The following is an 8,464-nucleotide window of genomic DNA, read 5'->3' on the forward strand; positions in this document are numbered from 1 at the left end:
AGGCGACCGACACTTCCACGCCCTGCTGCGCCGCATGGCCCCAGGCCATGAACCCCAACGCCGCGGCGCCTTCACGAGGCCCCCATCCGGCCACGTTGAGCGGAATGGACATTCCGGCCAGGGTGACCGCTGCCAGGTAGGGGATCTGCGCCGGCGGCAGGTCGGGAGACACGGCAAGGCAAGCCAGCAGGAACAATCCGGCGAACGAGCACCAGCCGACAGCCGATAGCCCCCACACCAGCCCGATGTCCCGTACTCCGAGGCGCCGCAACCACGGCCAGGCCGCCGTCGCTGCGACAGCGGCCACGAGCAGGCCAAGCCCACCCAGGCCGGGGCGAACGGCCAGCAGTGCGAAACCTGCGGCGAGGAAGACCACCGAGGTGCCCGCCAACCGCTCGGCGGCCACGACGCCGAGACTGCGCTTGACCATGTCGCGTCGCCGGCCGGCGCCGACGGGGCGCTGTTCGGCTGCCCGGACGACATCTCCCGCCAGCCCCCCAGGCAGGACCGAGTTGATGAACGCGGCCTGCCAGCACCGCTCGGCGGCCGCGCGCCATCCCAATTCGATGCCATGCCTCCGGGCAATCAGCCTCCACCGTTGGGCCTGCACCAGCACACCGATGGAACCCAGGACCAGGGCTCCGACGACTCCCGGCCAGGTGAGGACGCGAACAGCCGCGACAAAGGGGCCCGTGCCGAAGAGCAGGACCACCCATCCGAGGATTCCCGCGGCGACGGCGACTTGCAGCAGGGCCAGGAGCAGTGCCCTGCGGTTCATGGCGCGTGGCCGATCATCCTGGCGGCAGGCAGAGGAGCTCGCGGTGGCGCACCTCCACGTGCAGCCTGCCCTCGTCCGATTGCCCCAAGTGCTCGGCCAACCAGGAATCCACGACGTCCCCCATGTCCGGCGCGCCTTCGATGACGGCCTGCGCCCGGTCGTGCAGGTAGCGGCGCAGCAGTACGTCATCGGCGGGGCCCAGCTTCCAGGGCGATTCCGCGACCTCCACACGCATGCCATCGGCACGGAGCCGGCCGGCGGCATACCCGACGGCGTCGGGCCCGGCCAGCGACCCGCGTCGTTGGTGCTGGTTGAAGGCCCGGGTGATCTGGGCGTCCGCCCAGTGGCCGGGATCCAGGACCACGTCGCCGGTGACGCTGAGGCTGAGCAGGGCCGGCATGCGCCGCTCGGCCAGAAAATCGCAGAAACCGGCTAGCTGGTCCATCGTGAGCAAATCAAGCACCGCCGAGCAAGTGATCAGGCACCGGTCCTGCTCCGCCTCGTCCAGGCTCCCGAGATCCTCGATCCCGGCAGTGACCCGCCTGACGTGTCGCACCCGCGCATCCTGCAGCTGGGAGGGGACGAGTTCCAGCAGGTCCGCGTCGTGGTCCAGCAGCGTCCACTGCTGGCTGAACCGCAGGCGCGGTGCCAGCCAGGCCGGGTTGGCACCGGTGCCGGCGCCGACGTCGATGACGTCCACGGGGCTGTCTGCGCCGGTTTCCGTGAAGTGTTCGGCGAGCGCATCGAGCAGGGGGGCTGAGCCGGCGCGTGCCCGTTCGTCGGCAGGGCGCCTCAGGTCCAGCCAATCACTGGAGATCGGGCGTTCGGGTCGTTTCACGGCGTGAGGATCCGCAGCATCAGGTCTGCCGAGTCGTCCCATGTGGGCAGCATACCGCGCGCACCCTCGGCCGACCGGCGCCAAGCCGCCCGTTGCGCGGGATCGCTCAGCCAACCACGCAGTACCTCCTCCAGTGCGGCGGTGTCATCAGGGGCCACTGCAATTCCGGGAGGTGCGTGGGGGCCAAGGGCGAGCGCCTCTTCCGCTCCGGTGCCGGCACCGACGATCGCGGGGATGCCTCGGGCCACGGCCTCCGTCACGACCATTCCGAAGGTCTCCGCCCGGGAGACGAGAAGCAACAGGTCGCTCGCGGACCAGATGCGCTCTAGTCCCGGACCGGTCCGGGAACCGAGGACCTGGACCCGGCCGGGAGGGAAGGCGGCCTCGGCGAATAATCGCACGCGCTGGGCGTAGTCGGGATCGGCGGCATCGGGGCCGACCAGCAGTGCCTGCCAGTCCAGTTCGGTGAGTGCCGCCAGGGCCCGCAGGATGGCCAGTTGGTTCTTGCGCGGCGTGACCGATGCCAGCAGCAGCAGCTGGGGCGGGGCGCTCCCGACGGCCAGCGGGGCCTGATCGGTGCCGGGGGACACCACACGGGTCGGGAGCGGGCCGTAACGGTTCACGACGTCTCGTGCGGCCCAGTTACTCGTGCAGATCACGGTGTGTGCCGACTGCAGGGCCCGTCGTTCCAGGGCTGCCGCCCGCCCGCTGCCATCGGGCGGCACGGCGCCATCAACGAGCAGCGACAGGTGGAAGAGGACGTGCACCCGCGTTCCCGACGCGGCGGCGGCCTGGATCTCGTCGGGGGCCGACGACGCGATCAGGCCGTCAACGACCACTTGCTCCCGGCCTGCCAAGGCCGCGCGGAGCCGTTCAAGGTCCCGCGCCTCGGGCCGGGGCCACGGGCCGGGGACCCCGCAGACGGACACGGAGCACCCCGCGGCCTCGAGGGCTCGGATTAGCGCCTTGTTGTAGCGGCTTCCGCCGCTAGGACCAGGCAGCCCCGTCGGGATGATGAACGTCGTTGCCAGCGGTTCATGCGAAGTCGACATCATGCGCTGCCCACGCATCGGGATGCTCCCGCAGCAAGACTTCCATTCCGGCGAACTCCGTGGTGTCGAAGTGGCGGCGCAGCTCATCGCTGATGTGCCCGGCGATGGCTTCAGTGGTGCTCAGCCGACCGGCGAAGGCAGGGTGTTCATCCAGGTTTGTGTAGCGCAAGGGCTCGAGCACCTCGGAAAGCATGGATGTTGCGGCCCCTATATCCATGACGACGGACTGTGGACCGAGCTCCCTGCGGCGCCAGGTCACCTCCACCACCAGGGTCGCACCATGAAGGGCCTGGGCAGGGCCGAAGAACGGGTCAGGAAGGCTATGCGCGATCATGACGTGGTCGCGGACGGTCAATCGATACATGTTCCGAGCCTAACCACGCGGGCCGGGATCGGGATAGCGGATGGCCCGGCAAAGCGTCGGCAACTCCCCCTGTGCGAGGCCGGCGATGGCACCGGGCAAGTCCGCGAAGCCGGACTCCCCACTGATCAGGGCATCGAACACCGGGTCCTGGAGCATGTGCATGACCAGGTCCATGCGCGCGGCGTGGGTCCGCCGGTAACGGCGGGCACGACCGATGGTGGAGACCTGGCTGGCGGTGATCCGCAGCCGGCGAGCGTGGAAGCTGGTGCCGAGGGGGACTGCCGGAACATGGGAGCCGAACCACGAAAGTTCGACGAGCTCTCCCTCGTCGCCCAGTCGTTCCAGCCCCTGGGCCAGCCCCGCTTCGGTGGTGGAGGCGTGGTAGATGATGTCGCATTCTGCCTGCAATGCCTCCGGTTCCACGGCCTCGATGCCCATGGCCCGGGCCATGTCCCGCTTCACCGGATCTGTGTCGACCAGCTGAAGTCGGCCCAGGGGGAAGCGGCTCAGCAACACAGCCAGCGAAGCACCGATCATCCCGCCACCGATGACCGCGATACGGTCGCCGATGCACGGTGGGGCATCCCACAGCGCGTTCAATGCCGTTTCCACGGGCCCGGCCAGGACGGCACGCCTGCTGGGGACGTCGTCGGGGATCACCGTCAACGCGTCGACGGGGACAACGTACCGGTCCTGGTGGGGATACAGGCAGAAAGTCCGACGTCCGAGAAGATCGTCCGGCCCCTGTTCGACGACCCCGACGGAGAGGTATCCGTACTTCACCGGAAAGGGAAACTCCCCCTCTTGGAACGGGGCGCGCATCCGTCCGGCGACCTCCGGAGGCACTTCTCCGCGGTACACCAGCATCTCGGTCCCCCGGCTCACCCCGGAGTAGAGGCTGCGCACCAGCGCTTCTCCCACCCCCGGAGGCCGCAGCCGGGCGCGTCGGAATTCCCCGGCGCCGGGTGCCGTTGTCCAATAGGCGGTGCTGTCCATCGACTGCGGTGAATCCATGCTCCGATTATGCCCGGATACCGGACGGCTCCGGCCCCGGACGCACCCGCGAGGCCTGGGGCGGGCTGGGCGTCGGTAGACTCGCCAGGAGATACCCCCGATCACCGAGGAATTCGATGCGCTATCCGACGACGCCGTTCCGGCGACAGGCGATGGTCGATGTACTCTGCACCGTCGTAGGCTCCGTGGGGCTGGGCGTCACGCTCGTCCACTTCGGCAAGACGTCTGCCTGGGGCAGCGTCGCCGCCATCGCCAGCGGCTTGACCCTGGTCTCGGTCGCCGTGGTGACCATGGTGCGGCGCAACCCCCTGTTCTCCACCCTGGCCGACCGTGTCACCCTAAGCCGGGCGGTGCTCGGCGGCGGTTGCGCGACGATCGTCATGCTGGCCGCCCTCGACACGGCTCCGCATCGTTCCTGGTGGCTGGTCCTGTTGGCGGCACCCGCCGTCCTGCTGGACGCCGTCGACGGCAGGGTGGCCCGGCACACCGGCACCGCCTCGGCCCAGGGGTCGCGTCTGGACATGGAAACCGACGCCGCCTTGCTGCTGGTGCTCACGGTGCCCCTGGCCTTCACCATCGGCCCCTGGGTCCTGGCCATCGGCCTGATGCGATATGCCTTCGTCGTCCTGTCGTGGTTCCGGCCCGCATGGCGGGAGCCCCTGGATTTCAGCCAATTCCGCCGGGTCGTCGCAGCGATACAGGCGGTGGTCCTGGTGGTGGCGCTGGTCCCCGTGGTTCCCCTCACGGGAGCCTGCATCATCCTGGCACTCAGCTTGGCGTTGCTGCTCACGTCCTTCCTGCGCGACATCATCACCCTGGAACGCGGGACATCCTCGCGCGGGGACCGTGAGCCGACCCGGGTCGGGAGGACCTGCTCCTCCCACGCCGACCTGTCGGATGGTTAGCGCAGCACTTGCCCGAAGGCGTGCCGGCGGATCCAGGCATGCATGGCAATGGCCGCCGCGGAGGCGGCGTTGATGGACCGGGTGGAACCGAACTGCTCGATGCTCAGGGTGGTGGTTGCCGCCGCGTGCACTTCGTCACTCAGCCCGGGGCCTTCCTGCCCGAAGACCAGCACGCAGTTCCGCGGCAGGTCATAGGTCTCCAGTTGTTCGGAGTCGGGGAAGATGTCGACCCCGATGACTTCCAGTCCCGCCTCCTGCGCCCAGGCGGTGAACTCCGCCACCGTCGGGTGGTGGCGCACATGCTGGTAACGGTCGGTGACCATTGCGCCGCGGCGGTTCCAGCGCCGGCGGCCGATGATGTGGACCTCCTTGGCCAGGAAGGCGTTGGCGGTGCGCACGACGGTACCGATGTTCATGTCGTGCTGCCAGTTCTCGATGGCGATGTGGAAGTCGTGGCGGCGCGTGTCCAGGTCGGCCACGATGGCCTCGTGCAGCCAGTAGCGGTACCGGTCCGCGACGTTGCGGCGGTCCCCGTCGCGCAGCAGCACCGGGTCCCAGTGCTCCCCCTCGGGCCAGTCGCCTTCCCAGGGACCGAGCCCCACCTCGGGCGCAGCGGGATCGACGGCACCAGCGGGATCCGGCGTGCCGGACGTGCTGGACGGGGATGGCGGGGCGGGGGAATCGTTCACCGTTCCAGCTTAAGCGGTCGCCGTCGTCGTGGTTTCCCTCCCGATGCCGTGCGGCACGGCGTCAGATGCAGGTAGGCTGAGGACAACGTGAGGGAGTATCCCCCCGCGCCGAGGCCGTCAACACGCGGGGTCCCACGACCCCGCCGGCCGCGGCGGACGGCGCCCCGGGGCAGCCGGCGGAGAGACTCGCGGCCCGACTGCACCCTGCAAAGGACCCACCGTGACCGTTCCCCTCTGGATCTGGCTGGCGACCATCGTCGTCATCCTCGGCCTGCTCGCCTTCGACTACTTCTTCCACATCCGCAAGGCCCATGTCAGTTTCAGAACCCGACTGCACTGAATTCAGAAGTGGACTGCACTAACCCTCAGGAATAGCCCTGACACGCTCGGCAAGGGGGCCCTGCAACGGGGTGGGGCAGCGAACACTCCCAGGTCAATTGCAGGATTCGACCATGGGGAATGATCCTGGACGCCGAGTGGCCGTCCACGCCCGTCTCCTTCTAGAGAACAGGACTATTGAGCAAACGTGACCCTAGTGCACACGACTACTGCGCAACCAGAGTTCAGAAGCCCACTGCACTGCCCCCGGAATCCGGGGTTGTGAGTGCAGTCGGCTTCTGAAAATGACAAAAACATGTCAGATTCAGAAGTCGGCGGCACTGATGTCAGAAGCGGCCTTCACTGGTCGGCCAGGTGAAGACGATGCTGCGCCGCAAGGGGATCCTTTGATGGGAAGGGCCAAGACCGCCGGCAGCGCCGATAGGGCAGGGATTCTAGGAAGTTGCTCGGCGGGACTTTGACGGGCCCCGGTACAGTTCAATCTTGTCTGAACAAACTCTCTAGCTGTGGCTGCCCTGAGCGCTCTTGTCAGATTGGGAAGTAGTTGCGCTCTTAGCAGTAACTGCTCGCGAGGCCTCGGATCGGCTTGGCATAGTGACTGGCATGCAGATCCTCATTCTGGGCGGCAACGGCCAGCTCGGCCGCCAGCTGGTCCGCACCTTCACCGACGCAGGCCATGCCGTCACCTGCCTGGCGCGAGGCACTCAACCAGTCCCCGAGGTTGCCCGCTTTATCCAGGCCGACCGGGACCACGCCGACGGGCTGAGTGAGGTGGCCGGTTCCCAGTGGGACGTCGTCGTGGATCTGGCGACCCAGCCCGGGCGTGTTCGGACGGCCGTGGCCGAACTGACGGCGCAGCACTGGATCTATATGTCCTCGCTCAACGCCTACCAGCGCGGCGACATCTGCGAGCAGGACGAGGACTCCCCGACCCATGAGCCGCTTGCCGCCGACACGCTCTCCGCCATGGAAGAATACGGGCCGGCCAAGGTCGCCTGCGAGGTGGCCGTGAGCTCCGGGACCGAGTCCTGCACCATCATCCGGGCTGGCCTGATCGCCGGCGACGGAGACGACACGGGGCGCAGTGGCTATTACCCCTGGCGGTTCGCCCACCCCACGGGTGAGGACGTGCTGGTCCCGGACGATCCGGAATTCCCCATCGCGATGATCGACGTCAAGGACCTGGCTGCCTGGATGGTGCTCTGCGCCGAACAGCACACCGGGGGGACGTTCAACGCCACCGGACCCACGCTGACGCTACGCGAAGCCATCGAGACCTCCCGCCGCAGCGCCGATAGTCAGATTGCCGCTAGTCCGGTCGCGGGCGACGTCCTTGCCAGCGCTGAAGTCAGCCCCTGGATGGGCCCAGACAGCCTGCCGTGGTGGATCCCCGTCCCCGCGATGCGGTACACGGTCACCGCGGACACGCGCCGCGCCCGTCAGCGTGGACTCACCTGCAGGCCCTTAGAACAGACCCTCAAGGACGCCCTTGCCTATGAGGAGTCCCGAGGCGGACCCGTCGGCGCCGGACTGAGCGACGAGACCGAGCGAAGCGTCCGTAAAGCCATAGTCATCGACGGTTGATCGCGGTTCGGCGCCAGCCATGTTTCGCTGGGCGATCCCTCAACGGAACGCTTTTGGCGTGCCCCGCGAGAGGCACCCTCCGCTCACATCGCTAGAGACCGATAACCGTATCGATCTGAACTTTGGCTCCCAGCGGCAGTGCTGCCACCTGAACCGTAGTGCGGACAGGGAATGGCTCACTCAGGTGCTCTGCGTAAATAGCGTTGATGGTGTCGAAGTCCTTGTAGTCCGTGAGATAGATCGTGGTGCGGAGGACGTTCGACGAGTTCAGTTCGAGGTCATCCAGCAGCGTCTGCAAATTCGACATCATCGCCTCGCATTGTTCTGCGACGTCGTCCGAGACGAGCGAGCCGTCATCGGCGCGTTGGCCAATGATCCCGGCGGTATAGCCCAGATCGCCGTGCCTGACGAAGTGTGAGAACGGGGCCTTGGACTGGTGAAGACGAGGGCTGAAATAGTGGTCTGAAATGGCGATTCACTCTTCTCGGAAGGCATTGGTACGCAATCGGCGGTTTCAACGCTATCGCTGAGTGTGGCTTCGTTCGCTTGGTGGCGGGGTTTTTGCAGCGCTCCGTGGCGGTCTTGTTGCCGCGATCACGCAGGACTGGCTGCAGGTAGGTGTCGCGGTCTGAACCGAGAGGGGTGCGCCCGGTCGGGGCCGTTTGGATCGCTGCCGCTACGTCAGAGTCCGAAGGCTCCGCCGCTGACGAGGATCACGATGCCGAGGCCGATGAGAACGATGGGGAAGAGGATGTGCTCCCAGCGTTCGAGCACTTCGGCGATCGGGGGGCGGGTGGCGACGAATTTTGCCAGGGCCACCAGGACCGCGACGAGCGCGAGGAAGACGATGCAGTAGGCGACTACTGCGAGAGGTTCCACGCTGAGGAAGACAGGGGTGTAG

9 protein-coding genes and 1 pseudogene are annotated in these 8,464 nt (G+C 67.4%); 2 read left to right on the top strand and 8 right to left on the bottom strand.

The features are described from left to right. Window positions 1-28: 28 nt before the first annotated feature. The 5 genes and pseudogenes from AS25_RS14225 to AS25_RS08450 all read right to left on the bottom strand — a co-directional run. Window positions 29-778 (bottom strand): annotated as a pseudogene (locus tag AS25_RS14225) (lysylphosphatidylglycerol synthase transmembrane domain-containing protein); the annotation flags it as partial. 13 nt (window positions 779-791) lie between these two features. Continuing rightward, the gene (locus tag AS25_RS14920) at window positions 792-1,616 is read right to left on the bottom strand and encodes a class I SAM-dependent methyltransferase (protein ID WP_020621496.1); all 825 of its coding nucleotides are present in this window, start codon (window positions 1,614-1,616) and stop codon (window positions 792-794) included. After that, window positions 1,613-2,755: a glycosyltransferase family 4 protein gene (locus AS25_RS08440; RefSeq protein WP_078026038.1), complete on the bottom strand. Its 1,143-nt coding sequence runs from the start codon at window positions 2,753-2,755 to the stop codon at window positions 1,613-1,615. Before AS25_RS08440 ends, AS25_RS14920 begins: the two co-directional genes overlap by 4 nt. After that, the gene (locus AS25_RS08445) at window positions 2,652-3,032 is read right to left on the bottom strand and encodes a 6-pyruvoyl trahydropterin synthase family protein (protein WP_020621494.1); all 381 of its coding nucleotides are present in this window, start codon (window positions 3,030-3,032) and stop codon (window positions 2,652-2,654) included. Before AS25_RS08445 ends, AS25_RS08440 begins: the two co-directional genes overlap by 104 nt. A gap of 9 nt (window positions 3,033-3,041) precedes the next feature. Further along, a complete protein-coding gene (locus AS25_RS08450) occupies window positions 3,042-4,046 on the bottom strand; it encodes a zinc-dependent alcohol dehydrogenase (protein ID WP_063188800.1) in 1,005 nt (334 codons plus the stop codon). A gap of 116 nt (window positions 4,047-4,162) precedes the next feature. On the opposite strand from AS25_RS08450, the gene AS25_RS08455 reads away from it, so the two are divergent. Beyond that, entirely contained in the window at window positions 4,163-4,951 is a 789-nt protein-coding gene (locus AS25_RS08455; RefSeq protein WP_052160838.1) for a CDP-alcohol phosphatidyltransferase family protein, read from the top strand. On the opposite strand, the gene AS25_RS08460 is transcribed toward AS25_RS08455, so the two are convergent. Then, window positions 4,948-5,640, bottom strand: a complete 693-nt coding sequence (locus AS25_RS08460) for a TrmH family RNA methyltransferase (protein ID WP_035964274.1) — start codon at window positions 5,638-5,640, stop codon at window positions 4,948-4,950. The two genes, AS25_RS08455 and AS25_RS08460, sit on opposite strands and share 4 nt — an antisense overlap. A 942-nt stretch (window positions 5,641-6,582) precedes the next feature. Here AS25_RS08460 and AS25_RS08465 point away from each other — a divergent pair. Beyond that, the gene (locus AS25_RS08465) at window positions 6,583-7,563 is read left to right on the top strand and encodes an NAD-dependent epimerase/dehydratase family protein (RefSeq protein ID WP_035964275.1); all 981 of its coding nucleotides are present in this window, start codon (window positions 6,583-6,585) and stop codon (window positions 7,561-7,563) included. 91 nt (window positions 7,564-7,654) lie between these two features. Here the strand turns inward: AS25_RS08465 and AS25_RS14235 are convergent, their stop codons facing one another. Then, on the bottom strand, window positions 7,655-8,038 hold the full coding sequence (locus AS25_RS14235; RefSeq protein WP_084118098.1) for a RidA family protein: 384 nt from the start codon (window positions 8,036-8,038) through the stop codon (window positions 7,655-7,657). 206 nt (window positions 8,039-8,244) lie between these two features. Further along, window positions 8,245-8,464: cadmium resistance transporter (locus AS25_RS08475; RefSeq protein ID WP_035964278.1), on the bottom strand; the 220-nt coding region annotated here is incomplete at its 5' end.

Origin of the sequence: Kocuria marina (genome assembly GCF_000786655.1) — a bacterium.
Lineage (GTDB): Bacteria > Actinomycetota > Actinomycetes > Actinomycetales > Micrococcaceae > Kocuria > Kocuria marina_A.